The sequence below is a fragment of the Streptantibioticus silvisoli genome (assembly GCF_027947535.2).
Classification (GTDB): domain Bacteria; phylum Actinomycetota; class Actinomycetes; order Streptomycetales; family Streptomycetaceae; genus Streptantibioticus_C; species Streptantibioticus_C silvisoli.
Genome location: NZ_JAAGKO020000001.1, coordinates 132,494 through 148,030, shown reverse-complemented (window position 1 = coordinate 148,030; position 15,537 = coordinate 132,494). Strand labels below are relative to the sequence as shown.

Genomic DNA, 15,537 nt, shown 5'->3' with positions numbered 1-15,537 from the left:
TGGGACCGAGACACAGCGCACCGGAGGAGTGAGCACATGACCACGACGCATGACCTCGTTCTGGCCGGCGGACGCGTACTCGATCCGGAGAGTGGCCTCGACGCCGTGCGCGATGTGGGCGTGACCGGCGGTGTCGTCAGCGGCGTGGGCGAGCGGCTGGCCGGGCGCCGCCGCACCGACGTCTCCGGCCTGGCGGTGGCGCCCGGCTTCATCGACATGCACAGCCACGCGCAGACCGTCATGTCGATGCGGCTCCAGGCGTGCGACGGCGTGACGACCGCCCTCGAACTGGAAGCCGGAGCACTGTCGGTCGAACGCGCCCACCGCGAGGCGGAGCGGGCGGGCCGGCCGATCAACTACGGCTTCTCCGCCTCGTGGGCCGCGGCCCGGATGGCCGTACTCGGCGGGCTGAAGACCGAGCACGCGCGCGGCGACGTGCCCAGCCGCATCAGCGACACGGCGTGGACCGGTGCCGGGACTGCCGACGCCACGCGCCGGGTGGTCGACCGGCTGGAGAAGGAGCTGGCCGCCGGCGCGCTCGGCATCGGCGTGCTGCTCGGCTACGCACCGGGCGCGGAGCACCGCGAGTACCTCGACGTGGCCCGGCTCGCCGCCAGGTACCGGGTACCGACCTTCACGCACGCGCGCCACAAGAACCAGGCGGAGCCGGGTACCGCGCTCCAGGGCGTGCAGGAGATCGTGGCCGTCGGGCTCGACTCCGGGGCGCACATGCATCTGTGCCACCTCAACAGCACGTCCCTGCGCCAGCTCGACCTCGTCACCGAGCTGATCGGCCGGGCGCGCGAGCACGGGGGCGGGATCACGACCGAGGCGTATCCGTACGGCACGTCGATGACGGCGCTGGGCGCGGCGTTCCTCGACCCGGACAACCTCGCCCGGCTGGGTCTGCTGCCCACCGACATCGTGTACACGCCGACCGGTGAACGCCCCGCCGACGCCGCCCGCCTGCGCACCCTGCGGGAGCAGGACCCCGGCGCCATGGCGCTCATCCGCTACCTGGACGAGAGCCGCGCCGCGGACCGCGAACTCCTGGCCCGGGCAACGCTGTTCGACGACACCGCCGTCGCCTCCGACGCGCTGCCGCTGTACGGGCCGGACGGCAGGGTGCTCACGGGAACGCAGTGGCCGCCGCCGGAGGGGGCGACGACCCACCCGCGCAGCGCCGGCACGTTCGCCCGGACGCTGCGGGTGTTCGCGCGCGAGAGGGCGGAGCTGAGCTTGCTGGAGGCGGTGCGGCGCTGCACGCTGCTGCCCGCCCGGATCCTGGCGTCGGTGAGCCCGCAGTTCGCCCGCAAGGGGCGGGTGCGCACCGGTGCCGACGCCGACCTGACCGTCTTCGACCCGGGGACGGTGACCGACAACTCCACCTACGACGCGCCCGGACGGGCCTCGACGGGGATCAGGCACGTGCTGGTGAACGGCACGTTCGTGGTCAGGGACCAGGCGGTCGAGACCGCGGCCATGCCCGGCCGCCCGGTGAGGGCGGGCACGCTGTGAACGGCGTGCGCCGGGTCGGCGTCCTGGGCGGCATGGGCCCGGCGGCCACCGCGGACTTCTACCGGAGACTCATTGCGGCGACCGGCGCCGCCACCGACCAGGAACACCTGCCGGTGGCGATCTGGGCCGACCCCCGGACACCGGACCGCACGGCCGCCCTGCTCGACGGCGGCCCCGATCCCCGCCCCTGGCTCGCGTCGGGCACCCGCTGGCTGGTCGACGCCGGATGCGAAGTCCTCGCCATGCCCTGCAACACCGCGCACGCCTTCCTCGCGACCGTCCGCGCCGAAGCGGGGGACGCGTACGTCGTGGACATGGTGGAATAGACGGCGGCCGCGGTCGCCGCGCGCCACCCCGGTGCCCGGGCCGCCGTCATGGCGACCCCGGGGACGGTGCGCAGCGGGCTCTACACTCGGGCCCTGGGCCGGCGGGGACTGGAGCCGGTGGTGCCGGACGAAGGGCGGCAACGGCTCATCACGGCGGCCATCCGGGCGGGCAAGGCGGGAGCCGACCCGCGCGAGGCGGCGGCCGTCCTCACCCCAGTCCTGGAGTCGCTCGTGGCGGCCGGCGCGGACGTCGTGGTCACCGCTTGCACCGAACTGCCCCTGCTGCACCACCACTCCGGCGGCTGGCCGCTGCCGGTCGTCGATTCCACCGAAGTCCTCGCCACCACCACCGTCGAGCTCGCCCAGGCGGGCCCGCCCGATCGAGGGGAGACCCCATGCCCACGCACAACCGTCCCAGCCCCGAACCGCTGACGGAGTCGATCGACATCGCGCGATCCCCGGAGAGCGTTTACGCCGTCGTCTCCGACGTGACCCGTACGGGCGAATGGAGCCCCATCTGCCAGAAGTGCTGGTGGGACGACGCCGACGAACGAGGGGCCGGCGCGTGGTTCACCGGACGCAACGTCATCCCCGAGCGCACGTGGGAGACCCGCTCCCAGGTGGAAACGGCCGAACCGGGCCGGGAGTTCGCCTGGCGGGTCGGCCCCGCCGAGGACCCGGTGGCGCGCTGGGGGTACCTCCTCGAACCGATCGAGGGCGGTACCCGGCTCACCGAGACCTGGAAGCTGCTCCCCGGCAGCACGCCCTTCTTCACCGGCCGCTACGGGGACGACGCGGACGACGTGATCGCCGAGCGTGCTGAGATGGCACGGACCGGCATCGCGGAGACCCTTGCCGCGATCAAGCGGATCACCGAGGCGAACTGACCGGCCGCCAGGCGCCGCGGCCGGCCGCCGCGAGGCCGGCCGGCCGTGCGCGCTGCCCCTGAGGTCCGCACCCCACGTGCCCTCGGCGGAGCGGAACCGCCGGCGGTGCCCCCGCGGCACCACCGTGGAACGACAGGAGGAGATTCCCATGGGAAAGAACCCGACCACCTTGATCCGTGACGCCATCGTGCTGTCCATGGACGCGGAGATCGGTGACCTTCCTCGCGGGCAGGTGCTCGTCGAGGGCAAGCGGATCGCCGCGGTGGGGCGCGACCTCGGCCCCGTCGTCGCGGACCGGGTGATCGACGCGAACGGCGGCATCGTCATCCCGGGCTTCGTCGACACGCACCGGCACATGTGGGAGGCGATCCTGCGCGGCTACGCGGCGCGGGACACGCTGGAGGGCTACTTCGAGCGCATCCTGTTCGGGATCGGCCCCGAACTGACGCCGCGGGACCTCGCGGTCAGCGAGGCGCTCAGCGCGCGCGCCGCACTCGACGCCGGGATCACGACGGTCCAGGACACCTCCGACATCAACGAGACCCCCGCGCGCACCGACGCCATCGTGGCCGCGCTCCAGGAGTCGGGGCTGCGGGCGGTGTTCGCCTACGGTCTGAGCCGCCCCTACGTCTCCCGGCACGGCAGCGGGTTCCCCGACGACGTGCGCCGGGTGCGCGCCCAACTGCTGCCCGACGACGACGCGCTGGTCACCATGGCGCTCGAAACGCAGAACGGCGACGACGCCGCGGAACGGCGCAACGCCGCGCTGGCCCGCGAACTCGACGTCCTCACCGCCCACCACGTCCGCTCCTCCATCCGGCCGAGCCGGTTGCGTGAGCTGGGCGCGTTGCGGCCGCGGACGACGTTCGTGCACGGCAACGGCCTGGACGCCGACGAACTCGCGGTGATCGCGGATTCGGGGGGATCGCTGTCGATCGCACCCGTGGTCGAGCAGGCCATGGGACTCGGCAACCCGATGATCACGCAGGCCCTCGCCGTCCCGGGTCTGCCGGTCTGCCTCAGCGTCGATGTGGAGGTGACCAGCCCGACGGACATGTTCTCCCAGATGCGCTCCCTGTACCTGGCCGCGCGCTCGGCCTCGACCACGAGCGGACCGACCGTGCGCGACATCCTGCGGTTCGCGACGCTCGACGGCGCGCGGGCGCTCGGTCTCGACGGGCGCGTCGGCTCGATCACCCCCGGCAAGGAGGCCGACCTGCTACTGCTGCGCACCGACCGCGCCGACGCCTTCCCCGTGACGGACCCCTACGGCGCGGTCGTCCTGCAGATGGACCGCAGCCACGTCGACACCGTCCTCGTCGCCGGCACCGCCCACAAGCTCGACGGCCGTCCGACGCGTGACGACACAGCGCTCATCGACACGGCACGCGGGACGATCCGACGGCTGACGCGAGCCGGCGTCCTCGACGGCTTCGCGGCCTGACGCCCCGACGGGCGTCCCGGCCCCGGCCGCGTCGACGGCACGCACCCGTCGAGGGGGTGGGCTGCCCCCTGGTGGTGTGGCCGCGGCCGCGATGTACTGCGTCACCGGGACGAACGGCACCTCGGTGCCGGCCGGCGAACCGGCCGTCCGCCGGCGGATCGCGGGTCACCGCGGCCAACGACCGCCCTGCGCACCCGGTCCCGTTCCGCAGGCCCGCACCAGCAGGCGTACCGGGGGAGCCGGGACCTCTCCCGCGGACCGCCTGAACACCCGGTCGCGGGCTTCGGGAACCCGGCGAAGCCCGGGGAGAGGCGACCGCGGCGTCCGGTTCCGCGCCCGTACGGACCGGCGTCCTGAGGATGCACCCGCGAACCGAACATCACAGAAATGAGCGAAGCCATGCGTTTCCGGCGCGACCGGTATCCCCTGTTCGCCGTGGTGGCGGCGGTCCTGCTCGCCCTGACGACGGCCTGCGGCTCCACCGGCCACTCGTCCCCGGCGCAGCCCGCCGCGACGGCCTCGGTCACCGCCGGCACCGGCCCCGCCTTCGCCGGCCTGGAAACCGAGTACCACGCCAAGCTCGGCGTGTGGGCGCTGGACACCGGTGACAACCGCACGGTCACGTGGCACTCCACCACGCGCATCGCCTACGCCTCGACCTACAAGGCGCTGGCCGCCGCGGCGCTGCTGCGGAACGACTCCACGGCCCAGCTGGACCGGACGGTCACGTACACCAGCGCCGACCTGCAAAGTTACGCGCCGATCACGAAGCAGCACGTCAAGACCGGGATGACTGTCCGCGCCCTGTGCGACGCGGCGATCCGCTACAGCGACAACACCGCCGGCAACCTCCTGCTGCGCCGGCTCGGCGGCCCGGCCGGTCTGCAGAGCGCGCTGCGCGCGATCGGCGACACCACCACGCACGTGGACCGTTACGAGCCCGATCTCAACGACGCCGTCCCCGGTGACGTCCGCGACACCAGCACGCCGAGCGCGCTCGGCGAGGACCTGCGGCAGTACGCCGTCGCCACCGCGCTGCCCGGCGACCGCCGCACCGAACTCGACCAGTGGCTGCGCGGCGACACCGTGGGGGCGACCCTCGTGCGGGCCGGCGTTCCCAGCGGCTGGACGGTCGGCGACAAGAGCGGCGCCGGCGACTACGGCACCCGCAACGACATCGCCGTCGTATGGCCCCCGCACCGCGCGCCGCTGATCGTGGTGGTCATGTCGACGCGTACCGGCAGCAAGGACACGTACAACGACGCGCTCATCGCGAAGGCGGCCAAGGTCGCCGTGGGCGCTCTGGCGTAGCGGCGCACGTCCCGGCGCCGCGAGGGGGTGAAGCCCACCCTGGTGGCGCGGCCATTCGTACGGTCGACTGTCGTCGACAGGTCCTGAGAGCCAGGGCCCTGAAGCATCGGGAGAACGTGGTGTCCGACTCGCCCGCCATCCGCACTACGCCGGCGTGTCCCGCAGCGCGTTCCCGGCCGGACCGCCCGCCCGCCCACGCGCCGCGGTGAGCCGGATGCGCATCCTCTTCACCGCCCAGGCCGCCTTCTCGCACGTGCACCCGCTCGTCCTCCCGCTCGCCCGGTCGGCCCGCGAGGCGGGGCACGACGTCCTGGTCGCCACGTCGCCCGAGCTGGCGCCGGACCTCGACCTGCCCGCCGGCGACGTCCTGGTGCTGCCCCGGTCGCAACCGCTCGGACAGGTCATGCGCCGCCTCTCCGCCGAGGCCGCGGACCGCCCGCGTACCCCGGACGCGGGACCGGCGGCCAACGGCACCAGCCCGGAGCTGTTCGCCCGCGGGTTCGTCTCGACGATCGCGCCCACCACCGCCGAGGATCTGCTCGCGGCGTGCGGTGACCGGCCGCCGGACCTCGTCGTGCGCGAGGCGAGCGAGTTCGGCGGTCACCTGGCCGCCGAGGTCCTGGGCGTCCCGCACCGCGTTCTCGACATCGGCCCGATGTCGCACGCGAGCGACCCGGTGGTCCTGGCCGCCCTCGACGTCCAGCGGGCCCGGTTCGGCCTGCCGCCGCTCGAACCCGGCCGGATCTGGGGAAGCGGGCGCATCGGCGTGGTTCCCGAGGCGTTCTACCCGCCGTCGCTGCGCCCGGCCGGCGCCGGTTACTTCCAGGTGCCGTCCCCCCGCCGTCCCACACCGCTGCCCCGGACCGTCGCCGACCTGCCCGGCGACCGCCCGCTGGTGCTGGCCGGCCTCGGCTCGAACGCGGCGATGGTGCCCGGCATCGACCGGATCCTCGACGCGATCATCGTCGCGCTGGGGCGCCTGCCGGTGTCCGCGGTGGTCGCCCTCGGCGCCGACCAGGACCCGTGGGCGTGGACCGGGGCGAGAGCGCCCAACGTCGTGCTGGAGTCGTTCGTCCCCCAGCAGGAGCTGCTGTCGACCTGCGACCTCTTCATCACCCACGCGGGCTTCAACGGCGTCCGCGAGGCGATCGCGGCGGGGGTGCCGATGGTCGCCCTGCCGCTCTTCGCCGACCAGCCGGCCACCGCCGCCCGGGTGGAGGAGATCGGCCTGGGGCGGGTGCTCGACCCCGCCGTCGTCGATCCGGAGACGCTCGCGGTGACCGTCGCGCGAACCCTGCGGAACCCGGCCGTTCGCTGCACGGCCCGGGCCATGCAACGGCAGACCCTGGCCCTGCCGCCCCTGGTCGACGCGCTCACCGCACCCTGACCGGCGTGTCCGGCGCTAGCTGTCGGCGCGGTTGATGGCGGGCCGGTGCGCTTGACGTGCGGCACGGGCGGCGGCTGGTGCGGTCGGCGCGCGGAACGGGCGGCAGCGGGGTGCGGTGCGTCGGACGTCGCGAGCACCGCGGCCCGGTCGGTCCGGGGCGGGACCGTGCCGACGGCATGCGGGACGCCGACGCCGCCCGCGATGTCTTCCGCGGCCAGGTCCGCTCCCGACGGGCGCCGGGTCCGTGGTGTGATGCCACCAAGGCGGGACAACAGGCGCTGACCTGGGCGTTTCCCCGATAAGAAGTCAATATGGCCCCGGTGTCGGCGTTCGCTCCGAAGAGGGATCGAACACGCGCCGCCGGCCGTGTGACGAAGAAGCGAATGCGAAAGAGGAACACCATGCTGACGAGGACTGCCCGCCGGAGCCTGCCGGTCGCCGCGCTTGTCGCCGCCGGGCTGGCACTGGCCGCGTGCGGCTCCAACAGCACGACCGCCTCCGGCACTTCGAGCGCCACGCCGCCCTCCGGCGGCTCCGCGGGCGCCGGCGGCGGCACGTCGGCCACCACGTCGACTCCCGGCGGGTCCACCGCCGCCGGCGGGTCCGGCACGTCCGGTGACGGCGCCGGCAACGCCGGTAATACCGGCGGCACCGGTGCGGGCGGCGGCCCGGCGGCGGGGTCGGGCTGCCGGACCGCGAACCTGGCCTTCAGCTCCTCGGGGGGCATGGGGGAGGGCGAGGTGCTGATCAACCTGAAGAACGTCGGCGCCACGAGCTGCTCGATGCACGGCTTTCCCGGCGTGGACCTCAAGGGCCGCGACGGCACGGTCAGCGCCGCGCGCAGCACGATGGCGGCGCCCTCGGTCACCCTGGCGCCCGGGCGGACCACCGAGTTCACCCTGCACTACCCGCCCAACAACACCGGCGGCAGCGGCGAGACCTTCACCACCGCCGAGGTGACCCCGCCGAACGAGACCCACTCCCACACCATGACCCTCGGCATCAACGTCCCCGCCGACTCCGACTCGGCCCCCGCCATCAGCGTGGACCCGGTCGGCGCCGGCAAGTGACCAGCGCGCCGGCCCGCCGCCGGCGCCTCCTCCGCGAGCCCGCCGGGCGTTGCGGCAAGACTGCGGCCCCGCGCCGGAGAAACGGAGAAAACCCGTCGTGATGACCACTGCGAGCACGCCCGCCCCCGCCACGAGAGAGGCGTCCGTTCGTGCGTGGGCCGGGTCCGTGGCCGGTGGCCTGCTGCTGGGCGTGCTGACCAACTTGGCCCAGGGCTGGCTTCCCGGCGCCTGGAACCAGATAGCCAACTCCGGTGCGGTCTGGACCGTCGCCGCGTTCGTGGCCGGCGCGCTGGTGACCGGCCGGGTGACCCTGGCGGTCCGCGCGGTCGCCGGGCTGCTGGCCGAACTCGCGGTGGTGGTCGGCTACTACGGTTACGCGGAGTTCGGCCGGCACGGCATCGGCAGCCTCTACGCTCCGCTGATCTGGACCGTCATGGCGCTCGTCGCCGGGCCGCTCTTCGGCATCGCCGGAACGTGGTGGCGGCGCGAGCCGGACGTGCGGCGCAGGATCGCCGGCCTGGCGGCGCTCGCGGGCGTCTTCGGCCAGGAAGGACTGCGCTACGCCTGGGTGCTGCACTACGCAGCTCAGGCGTGGGCCTGCCTGGGCTGCGTCGTCGTGCTGTCGCTCGCCCTGGCCCGTACCCACCGCGAGCGCCCGCTGACGCTGCTGGCCGCCGTGCCCTTCTCCCTCGTCGCCTACGTCATCATCGACCTCGGCTTCCTCAACCACACCGTCGGCTGATCCGGCCCGCGCTCACCCTCCGGCCCGGTGGTGGCGGCGGGCTCGCCGATCGGGCTGGCGGTGCGGAGCTCAGTCCCCCGTGGCGGCGAGCTGCTCGACGCGGCGGGCGCTTTCGCCGCCGGGCTCCGGGGTGAACACGTGCAGGCGCTGGCCGGGCACCGAGACGACGGCGAAGGTGTTGCAGTACAGGTGGAGGTCGCCGACGAGCGGGTGATGGATCAGATGGGTTTCCGGGCAGGGGTCCAGCCGGATCTCCTGGGCCTGCCACAGGCTTTCGAAGTGCTCGCTGCGGGCGCTGAGTTCGCTGACGATCGCGTTGATCCGCGGGTCGCCGGGGAACTGCGCCGACGAGGCACGCAGACTGGCCACCTTCGCGCGGGCGGTGAGGTCCCACTCCTCGTAGAACTCGCGGGCCACCGGATCGCAGAACACCATGCGCACGAGGTTCTCGGTCTTCGCGAACCCGCTGTAGAGGGCCGCGCCGACCGGGTTGATCTCCACGATGTCGAGCGCGGGGCCGAGCACCGTGACCGGGACCCTCAGCAGGGACGGGTGCAGCAGGGCGCGCAGATCGGCGCCGAGCGCGGCCTGCGGCGCGGGGACCGACGGCACCGCCTGGCCGGCCAGGAGGAACAGATGGCCGATCTCGTCGTCGTCCAGCAGGAGGGCCCGTGCGATGGCCCCGATCACCTGCGCGGAGGGGCGACGCTCACGTCCTTGTTCGAGGCGCGTGTAGTAGTCGGCGCTGATGCCGGCCAGCTCGGCGATCTCCTCGCGGCGCAGCCCCGGAACCTGACGCCGGCGCCGGTCCGACACGATCCCCACGGATTCCGGGGCGACCCGCACGCGGCGCCCGTGGAGGAACTCGCCGAGCGCGGACGGCCGGCCCCGCCGGCGCGGGGTGGACGCGCCGGCCGTTCGCGGGGCCGGAGCCGGGGTACGGGGTGCGGACCGGGCAGAAGCCATGGTGGGAAGCATAGGTGTCCGTTGTGTGGAGCGCGTGAGCTTGCGGGCGGGGGAGGGCGGAGGGGTGCCCGGGCGGAATGACGCCGCCGAGGGGTCCGCGGGCGGGATCAGCGGTGACCGGCTTCCCGGGCCGCCCGCTCCAGCCGGTGCCGGTACTCCTCCCACCAGGACTGATCACCCGGTGCCATGTTGCTGTTGCCGTCCCGCACTCCGACGGCGCCGTCCACGAGTTCCCGGACGATGTCGGCGTGGCCGACGTGCCGGTGGGTCTCGGCGATCATGTGCACCAGGACCTGGTGCAGCGTGACCTCGCTGCGTTCCGCCGGCCACCACGGAACGCGGCCGGTCGCGTCGAGCGCCAGCGTGTCGATCGTGGCGTCCGCATGCCGCCACGACCAGCGGTACAGCCCGATGATCTGTTCGCGTGACTCGTCCGCGGTGGCCCACATCTCCGCGTTGGGTTCGGCGTCCTGCGCCAGCCACGGCAGCGGCTCGTCACAGGGACGGCCGAACGTGTCGCCGAAATAACCCAATTCCACGCCGACGAGATGCTTGACCAGCCCCAGGAGATTCGTTCCGGTCGGCGTCAGCGGACGGCGGACGTCATACTCCGAAAGCCCGTCGAGTTTCCACAGCAGGGCCTCGCGGGCGGTTCGCAGATAGCGGAGCAGGTCCGTTTTCGGCTTCGATTCGAGCATGCTGTGCAATCTCTCACGTGGAAAGGAATTCCTGCCATGAGGCGAAGCCCGCTGTCGTGAACGGCCCGTTTCGGCCTCCCGGAGATCTTGTCACGAACCCCATGGTCGTCCGCAAGGGTGCGCTGCACCCTGTCCCGACGCGCCGGCCCCGCCGGCCTCCGCGCTCCCTTCCTCACGGCCCGCATACCGGCCCCTTCCTCACGGTCCGCACGCCGGTCGCGGGTGACGGGCCGGACGCGCACCTGGGCGCCGAAGTCCGCGATGACGCCCACGTCGAGGTCGGCGAGCCCGTCGCGCAGCGGGGCGAGGTCCTCTTCCCCCTCGGACACGAGGACGTGTTGACGACCTGAAGCTCTGAACGGAACGGCCGCGGAGACGCTTTCCCCCGGCGGGAGAACACGCGGTCGCGTACCCGTGGCCGGTGATATCGAGCGGCTTGTGCGAGCCCGGTTGCCGGGGTATGCGGGACGTTTCGTAGAGTCGGAAGACGCATTTACCTGCCGCAGGCGGAATTCCCGGCCTGCCGGCGTTCATTGTTTTTCGACGATGGGGGAGCGGTGTGACCCGGAACCACCGGACGGCGACTCGGCGTTATCGGCCTCGGCGCCATCGGCCTCGAAGCGCGGGCAGGGTGATCGCGGCATTCACCACCCTGGTGGTCGTGACGACGATGCTCGCCGCCTGTTCGGCCCCCGCAAAGCGGTCCGGCTCCGCGTCCCCCGCCGGAGCGGTCACCCTGGTGGGCGGACATCTTCGGCGGGACGGCCGGCCCTGGGTGCCGCACGGGCTCGTCAGTGTCGCTTTCGTGGCACCGCCGAAAGCGGCGCAGGGCGTCTTCGCCACGGCCTACCGGCAGTTCCGGCCGGTGCAGATGAGTGCCGCGCGGGCCTGGGGCGCCGACAGCATCCGGTTCCAGGTCTCGCAGCCGGGCCTCGATCCGAAGAGCCCGCTGTTCGACCCGGCGTTCCGCAGCAAGGTCGTCGCCGGCGTGCGGGCGGCGCGTGCGGCGGGCCTGAGCGTGATCGTGAGCGTGCAGGACGAGCAGCAGAGCGGCGAGCGGCACCCCACGTCGCTGCCGGACGACGCGACCCGCCGGGTGTGGGCGTCGCTGGCGCCTGACTTCAACCATGATCCGGGGATCATGTACGAGATGCTGAACGAGCCGCGCCCCCAGCCCTCGCCGGCGAACTGGCGGGCCTGGGCGACCGCGATGAACAAGACGATCGCGACCATCCGGGGGACCGGTTCGCGCAACGTCGTGGTGGCCGACGGCCTGCTCCTCGGGGAACGCCTGTCCGGCGCCCCGGACCTCACCGATCCGGTCCACGCGGTCGTCTACGCCTCGCATCCGTACGCCCACGACGCGGAAGGGCAGACCGCGCAGGCGTGGGACGACCGGTTCGGCCGCTTCGCCCGCACGCATCCGGTCATCGTCACCGAGTGGACCACGGTCCCGGGCTACTTCTGCGATCGCGACACCGCGAAGTCAGCTGTCGCCTTCGTCCGCTACCTCCGGACCCGGCAGATCGGACTGACCGCCTACGCCTTCGACTTCAGCGGTGACAAGTTCGGCAGCGTGGCCCACGGTCCGCAGCACCAGGCGTCCACGTTCACCGGCACGAGCTGCGGCAGCGCCGACTTCGGTCCGGGCGGCGTCGTCCAGTCCTGGTACAGGGGATCGTGAGCCGCGCCGCCCTGCTTCACCCTGCGCCGCGCGGCCCCACCCCACTCTGACGCACCGTCAGATACGGCGGCGGTGGTGCTGGCTGAAGTCGCCGCGCGCGATCCGTCCGGCCATGCTCTGCGGGCCGTCCGCGTCCACCAGCGAGCCGTAACCGGTCGCCGCCCACACGCTGGAGTCCGGCGGCAGTTCGAAGTACGGCACCCGCCGGCCGTCCGCCGCGGTGCCGGTCAGCACCTCCGGGGCCCGGTGGTCGCGCACCGCGGTCGCGCAGCTCGCGCAGGCGGCCACGTCGAGCTGGTCGCGGCGGCCCAGCGGACGCCAGGTGACGCGCCGGTCGGCCCGGCCGTGCAGCGGGTCGAAGAAGCACAGCGGCAGCGCGTCCAGGTGGCCGGCCAGCGCGTCCCGCCCGGAGCTGACCAGCGCCAGCACCCCGGCCAGGTCCGGCATCCCCCGGCTGCCGTCCAGCACGGTGCCGGCCGCGGTGTACGCGTCCAGCGCCCGCTGGAGCCCCGGCACCGTCGCCGGGTCGGCCGCCTGGACGGCCTCGCCCAGCGACAGCACCTCCGCCTCCGCCCGTTGCCGCAGTTCGTCCTCGTCGGCGGCCCGCCCGGCGGCGAACACCGCCTGCGGGAAGGCGAACGGCTCGGCCGCCGTCCCACCGCCGCGCCGCCGGCGCACCAGCAGCAGCCGGCCGAGACCGGCGAGCACCAGCACGGCGACGACCAGCGCGACCACCACCCCGGCCGCCGAACCGCCGCCGCCCTTGACCGGCCCGGGCGCGGGGGTCGGGGTGTCGAACCGCGCGGTGGCCTTGTCGTAGACGGCGTCACCGTCGCCCTGCTTGATCAGCGCGATGGCCTTGGCCAGCCGGACGGACAGCCCCGCGTTCTTGGTGCTGTCGAGGAAGCCGACCGCCGAAACCGCCTGCTGCGCCTGGTGCTTGCCGTACGGCCACTCGGTGCCGTCCAGCAGGTCGCCGTAGCTGTCGGTGGTGATGGCGATCATGTCGCCGCCGCCGAGGCGGCTGTGGACCAGGCCGGCCAGCGTCGCGGAGTCGCCGTTGAACGAGTCGCCCTTGACCAGCGGGATCAGCACCACCTTGATCGGCAGGCCGGTCGCCTTGATCTGTGCGGCCAGCCGCCGCTGGTCGGCCGGCGGCACCGAACCGGTGTAGGCCGGGTCGATGTACACCGGCGAGTGGCGCAGCGCCGCCACGATCACGTCCACCGGACTGGCCGTCGCGGCGGCGGCCGGCAGCGCGGACACCAGGACGAGGACGAGCGCCGCGACCAGCGCCGCGATCGGCCCCTTGCGGTCACTGGACATGGGCGTACTCCTTCACCTTCGCGATCAGCCCGGCGATGCCGTCCGAGACGTGGGGCAGTGCTCCGGGCGCCTGCTCGTACGGGGTGGTGCCGTGCTTGGCCGGCAGCCGCAGCCACCGGTCCGCCAGGTCCGCCGCGGAGCGCCGCAACCGGGCCTGGCAGGGCGCGCACACCCAGGTCTGCCGGGCCGGGCGGCCGGCCGGCCGGACGGTGCGCCGGCCGGTCGCGCGCCCGTGCAGCGGGTTGACCTCGCACACGTGCTTGACCGATCGCCCGGCGACCTCCTCCTGCCCGGCCGTGGCCAGCACGATCGCGGCCACCAGGTCGGCCGGCGCGAGGTGTTCGCCGATCCTGCCGTTCGGCGCGCGGTCCACCAGCAGCAGCGCCGCGTCCAGGCACTCGTACGCGGCGGGATGCCGGCCGGCGGCGTCACCGGCGGCGAACTCCGCCACCAGCGCGTCGACCGCGTGCTGTGCCCAGCGCCGCAGGGTCGCCGCGCTCGGCGCGGCGGGTGCTTCGCTCGGCGGGACCACGCCGGACGGCAGGCCGGTCCAGGCCTCCGGGACCTCCAGCCGGGCCCGGCGGGCGCGCGCCAGCCGGCGTCCCAGCGCGACGCAGGCCACCACCGCCAGGAAGAGGATCAGCACGCAGCCGGCGCCGCCGGTGAGGCCGTCGCCGAACTCGCCGCTGAACAGCGGCGCGAGGTGCTGGTCGTCGAGCGGCTCGGGCGAGGTGTCGTTCGCGTTGTCGGTGGGCTGCGAGGCGTGCGGGACCTTGCCGAGGAAGGTCATCAGCCGGTCGTAGCGCTGCGGGAAGCCGTGGTCGTCGCTGTCGTGGACCGGGATGTCGGTGATCGACTCCGGCACCGGGTACGGCTCCAGCTTCAACCCCCAGGAGTCCACGCCCAGTTCGCCGGTCGCGGTGTCGGCCACCGTGTAGACGCCCGGCTTGCCGACCGCGCGGTGCAACGCGGTGAGGAACGCGTCGGGGTCGGCCATCGACTCGTCGTCGAGGTCCATCGGCACGGCCGCCACGTACACCTGGCCCGGGGTGAACGCCGCGATCCGGTGCTCCAGCTCGGTCAGTTGGGCGCCGGTGAACGGCGACGGGCTCTCCGGGTCCAGGTAGACCGGGTCGTGCGCCAGCCCGGCGGCCACCCGGTCGATCCGGGCGCTCAGGTCGGCGTGGGTGGGCCGCACCAGCGGTCCGTCCAGCGTCTGGTCGTAGACGTGCGGCGCGATCAGGCCGATGGCCGCGGCGAGTGCGGCGGCCACGACGACCACGGCGAGTCTGGGCAGGCTCGTCCGCAACCGGCCGCTTCTGCCCGGCGCCTTGGCCAGCAGGTGCGGTGCGGGCCGCCGCCGGCGGCGCAGCAGGCGGATCGCGTACAGGCCGAACAGCAGCACGAACAGCGGCGCGCCCAGCATGAGGGCGCCGGTGTTGAACGACTGGTTGTCGCGGTCGTCGTCGGAGATGTACGCCGGCGGTACGAGGCCGTCCCCGTCCTTGGAATGGGCCTTGTCCATCCGGGCTTCCAACGCGTCCGCCTGCGAGCCGGCCTTGGCGGCGCCCTCCCGCACGGTGTCGACGAAGGTCTGGAACAGCCGCAGCGGGCTCGCGTCGTAGGGGGTGCTGAAGGTGGCGACGGTCTCGGCGTCGTCGGCGTCCGCGTTCACACCGAACGCCACCGCCTGCAGGTCCGACCCGTCGCTCATCAGCACGTACAGACCCGGCTTGCCCAGCCGGTCGTGCACCCCGGCCAGCAGCGAGTCGTCCATGGACAGCAGCGAGGGCAGCACGAGGACGTACGTCGGCACCCCGGTCCGCCGGGCGAGCGCGGCGAACTTCGGCTGCCACGAGCGCGGTACGGAACGCGGCAGCTGGTCGCTGACGTAGACCGGGTCCTGCCGCAGGAGCTGCGCCAGCTTCTCGTCCTGCGACGCCGGGGCCGGCGGTGCGGCCGTCCGGTCGGCGGCCGGCGCCCGTGGCACGGCCGCCATCGCCAGGGCCAGCACCGCCAGTGCGACCACCACGAACCGTACGACGCCCCGCCCCAGGCGGTGCCCTCCCGCGACGACGCCGCGCATCGGCCGCCTCCCCCTGATCCGTGGGCCTTTACCACCACCCTACTGACGCCCGACACGCCACGACACGCCCGGTCGGTTCCGTTCCGTCGACA

The 15,537-nt window shown here is 73.7% G+C and carries 12 protein-coding genes and 1 pseudogene; 9 read left to right on the top strand and 4 right to left on the bottom strand.

The features are described 5' to 3' along the window. The first annotated feature begins 36 nt into the window (after positions 1 to 36). The 8 genes and pseudogenes from POF43_RS00550 to POF43_RS00515 all read left to right on the top strand — a co-directional run bounded on the left by POF43_RS00550 (position 37) and on the right by POF43_RS00515 (position 8,685). Positions 37 to 1,518 carry an amidohydrolase family protein gene (locus POF43_RS00550; RefSeq protein WP_271323537.1) on the top strand — a complete coding sequence of 494 codons (1,482 nt, stop codon included), beginning with the start codon at positions 37 to 39 and terminating at the stop codon, positions 1,516 to 1,518. Positions 1,519 to 1,550: 32 nt separating this feature from the next. After that, positions 1,551 to 2,276 (top strand): annotated as a pseudogene (cuyB, locus tag POF43_RS00545) (cysteate racemase). Then, positions 2,240 to 2,731 carry an SRPBCC family protein gene (locus tag POF43_RS00540; RefSeq protein WP_271323536.1) on the top strand — a complete coding sequence of 164 codons (492 nt, stop codon included), beginning with the start codon at positions 2,240 to 2,242 and terminating at the stop codon, positions 2,729 to 2,731. The pseudogene cuyB and the gene POF43_RS00540 overlap by 37 nt, the downstream one beginning before the upstream one ends. 148 nt (positions 2,732 to 2,879) lie before the next feature. Continuing rightward, complete coding sequence (locus POF43_RS00535) at positions 2,880 to 4,175, top strand: amidohydrolase family protein (RefSeq protein WP_271323535.1); 1,296 nt, start codon at positions 2,880 to 2,882, stop codon at positions 4,173 to 4,175. Between the two features lie 387 nt (positions 4,176 to 4,562). Further along, entirely contained in the window at positions 4,563 to 5,486 is a 924-nt protein-coding gene (bla, locus tag POF43_RS00530) for a class A beta-lactamase (RefSeq protein ID WP_271314735.1), read from the top strand. Between the two features lie 214 nt (positions 5,487 to 5,700). Then, positions 5,701 to 6,873, top strand: coding sequence for a glycosyltransferase (locus tag POF43_RS00525; protein ID WP_271314734.1), 1,173 nt, complete (start codon positions 5,701 to 5,703; stop codon positions 6,871 to 6,873). A 401-nt stretch (positions 6,874 to 7,274) separates the two neighbouring features. Next, on the top strand, positions 7,275 to 7,943 hold the full coding sequence (locus POF43_RS00520) for a DUF4232 domain-containing protein (RefSeq protein ID WP_271314733.1): 669 nt from the start codon (positions 7,275 to 7,277) through the stop codon (positions 7,941 to 7,943). A 100-nt stretch (positions 7,944 to 8,043) separates the two neighbouring features. Further along, positions 8,044 to 8,685: a DUF6518 family protein gene (locus POF43_RS00515; RefSeq protein WP_271314732.1), complete on the top strand. Its 642-nt coding sequence runs from the start codon at positions 8,044 to 8,046 to the stop codon at positions 8,683 to 8,685. 69 nt (positions 8,686 to 8,754) lie between these two features. On the opposite strand, the gene POF43_RS00510 is transcribed toward POF43_RS00515, so the two are convergent. Then, positions 8,755 to 9,651 carry a helix-turn-helix transcriptional regulator gene (locus POF43_RS00510; RefSeq protein ID WP_271314731.1) on the bottom strand — a complete coding sequence of 299 codons (897 nt, stop codon included), beginning with the start codon at positions 9,649 to 9,651 and terminating at the stop codon, positions 8,755 to 8,757. Between the two features lie 107 nt (positions 9,652 to 9,758). Continuing rightward, positions 9,759 to 10,349 carry a DinB family protein gene (locus POF43_RS00505; RefSeq protein WP_271314067.1) on the bottom strand — a complete coding sequence of 197 codons (591 nt, stop codon included), beginning with the start codon at positions 10,347 to 10,349 and terminating at the stop codon, positions 9,759 to 9,761. Between the two features lie 805 nt (positions 10,350 to 11,154). On the opposite strand from POF43_RS00505, the gene POF43_RS00500 reads away from it, so the two are divergent. Beyond that, the gene (locus POF43_RS00500; RefSeq protein ID WP_271323051.1) at positions 11,155 to 12,033 is read left to right on the top strand and encodes a cellulase family glycosylhydrolase; all 879 of its coding nucleotides are present in this window, start codon (positions 11,155 to 11,157) and stop codon (positions 12,031 to 12,033) included. 57 nt (positions 12,034 to 12,090) lie between these two features. Here POF43_RS00500 and POF43_RS00495 read toward each other — a convergent pair whose 3' ends face one another. After that, positions 12,091 to 13,359: a hypothetical protein gene (locus POF43_RS00495; RefSeq protein ID WP_271323050.1), complete on the bottom strand. Its 1,269-nt coding sequence runs from the start codon at positions 13,357 to 13,359 to the stop codon at positions 12,091 to 12,093. Continuing rightward, the gene (locus POF43_RS00490) at positions 13,349 to 15,445 is read right to left on the bottom strand and encodes a hypothetical protein (RefSeq protein ID WP_271323049.1); all 2,097 of its coding nucleotides are present in this window, start codon (positions 15,443 to 15,445) and stop codon (positions 13,349 to 13,351) included. Before POF43_RS00490 ends, POF43_RS00495 begins: the two co-directional genes overlap by 11 nt. Positions 15,446 to 15,537: the final 92 nt, after the last annotated feature.

What these genes read in the sequence shown, in the direction of transcription:
- bla (WP_271314735.1), top strand. Translation starts at nt 4,563, where the DNA reads ATGAGCGAAGCCATGCGTTTCCGGCGCGACCGGTATCCCCTGTTCGCC.
- POF43_RS00490 (WP_271323049.1), bottom strand. Translation starts at nt 15,445, where the DNA reads ATGCGCGGCGTCGTCGCGGGAGGGCACCGCCTGGGGCGGGGCGTCGTA.
- POF43_RS00535 (WP_271323535.1), top strand. Translation starts at nt 2,880, where the DNA reads ATGGGAAAGAACCCGACCACCTTGATCCGTGACGCCATCGTGCTGTCC.
- POF43_RS00495 (WP_271323050.1), bottom strand. Translation starts at nt 13,359, where the DNA reads ATGTCCAGTGACCGCAAGGGGCCGATCGCGGCGCTGGTCGCGGCGCTC.
- POF43_RS00550 (WP_271323537.1), top strand. Translation starts at nt 37, where the DNA reads ATGACCACGACGCATGACCTCGTTCTGGCCGGCGGACGCGTACTCGAT.
- POF43_RS00515 (WP_271314732.1), top strand. Translation starts at nt 8,044, where the DNA reads ATGACCACTGCGAGCACGCCCGCCCCCGCCACGAGAGAGGCGTCCGTT.
- POF43_RS00505 (WP_271314067.1), bottom strand. Translation starts at nt 10,349, where the DNA reads ATGCTCGAATCGAAGCCGAAAACGGACCTGCTCCGCTATCTGCGAACC.
- POF43_RS00520 (WP_271314733.1), top strand. Translation starts at nt 7,275, where the DNA reads ATGCTGACGAGGACTGCCCGCCGGAGCCTGCCGGTCGCCGCGCTTGTC.
- POF43_RS00540 (WP_271323536.1), top strand. Translation starts at nt 2,240, where the DNA reads ATGCCCACGCACAACCGTCCCAGCCCCGAACCGCTGACGGAGTCGATC.
- POF43_RS00525 (WP_271314734.1), top strand. Translation starts at nt 5,701, where the DNA reads ATGCGCATCCTCTTCACCGCCCAGGCCGCCTTCTCGCACGTGCACCCG.
- POF43_RS00510 (WP_271314731.1), bottom strand. Translation starts at nt 9,651, where the DNA reads ATGGCTTCTGCCCGGTCCGCACCCCGTACCCCGGCTCCGGCCCCGCGA.